Here is a 1,188-nt window from a genome sequence, read left to right on the forward strand (position 1 = left end):
ACTGCTGGGAGCCTCCACGGAGACCGGCATCTTCCACTGCACCTGTGGGGGGGAGCCGGTAAGCTGGCATGCCTTTGCAGAGAGGATCGTAGAGAGGGCAGGGCTATCGGTCCCGGTGGAATCCTGCACCACCGATGAGTTCCCCCGTCCTGCCAAACGGCCCGCTTACTCCGCCCTGGAGAACAGGCATTTACACGACACCATCGGAAACAGCATGCGAGACTGGAAGGAAGCCCTGGACAGCTTCATGGAACATTACCTGGAACAGGAGAAGAACGTATGAGCAAGACCTACCTGGTGACCGGAGGTGCCGGCTTCATCGGCTCCAACTTCATCCATTATATCCTTGAGAGGCACCAGGACATCCTGGTGGTGAATGTTGACAAGCTCACCTATGCAGGGAACCTGGAGAACCTGAAGGCTGTCATGGATGATAAGCGGTATGCATTCATACAAGCCGATGTCTGTGACCGGGAAGCCATGGTAAGACTGTTCGAGCAGTACCACATTGACTATGTGGTCAACTTCGCCGCAGAGAGCCATGTGGACCGCTCGATCACCGACCCAGGGGTGTTCGTGAGCACCAACGTGATGGGAACACTGAACCTCCTGGATGCCGCGAAGAGCTCCTGGAAGACAGGGGAGGACTCGTACCGGGAGGGGGTGAGGTTCCTGCAGGTATCCACCGACGAGGTATACGGCTCCCTCGGGCCTGAGGGGTTCTTTACCGAGACCACCCCCCTGGACCCCCACAGTCCCTACTCGGCAAGCAAGGCCTCGGCCGACCTCCTGGTGAAAGCCTATGGGGATACCTACAAGCTGCCGGTGAACATCACCAGGTGCTCGAACAACTACGGCCCCTACCAGTTCCCCGAGAAGCTCATTCCCCTGATGATCAACAACTGCCTGAACAAAAACAGCCTTCCCGTGTATGGGGACGGCATGCAGGTCCGTGACTGGCTGTATGTGGAAGACCACTGCAAGGCGATAGACCTGGTGCTCCGGAAGGGTACCCTCGGTGAGGTGTACAACATAGGCGGGCACAACGAGAAACCCAACATCGAGATTGTGAAGAACATCATAGCCTATGTAGCTGAGAAAGTGGACCCAGGCATTGACGAAAGGCTCATCAGGCACGTTACTGACAGGAAGGGGCATGACCGGCGCTACGGCATAGATCCCACCAAG

At 57.2% G+C, this 1,188-nt stretch carries 2 protein-coding genes; both read left to right on the forward strand.

Features of this window, described 5'->3' with window-relative positions:
* On the forward strand, positions 1 to 283 hold a 283-nt coding region (locus DYP60_RS13880; RefSeq protein WP_165849606.1), incomplete at its 5' end, for a sugar nucleotide-binding protein.
* The coding region (gene rfbB / locus DYP60_RS13885; RefSeq protein WP_117331609.1) for a dTDP-glucose 4,6-dehydratase at positions 280 to 1,188 on the forward strand (909 nt) is incomplete at its 3' end. The genes DYP60_RS13880 and rfbB, both read left to right, overlap by 4 nt.

This window comes from Sphaerochaeta halotolerans, from assembly GCF_003429665.1.
Lineage (GTDB): Bacteria > Spirochaetota > Spirochaetia > Sphaerochaetales > Sphaerochaetaceae > Sphaerochaeta > Sphaerochaeta halotolerans.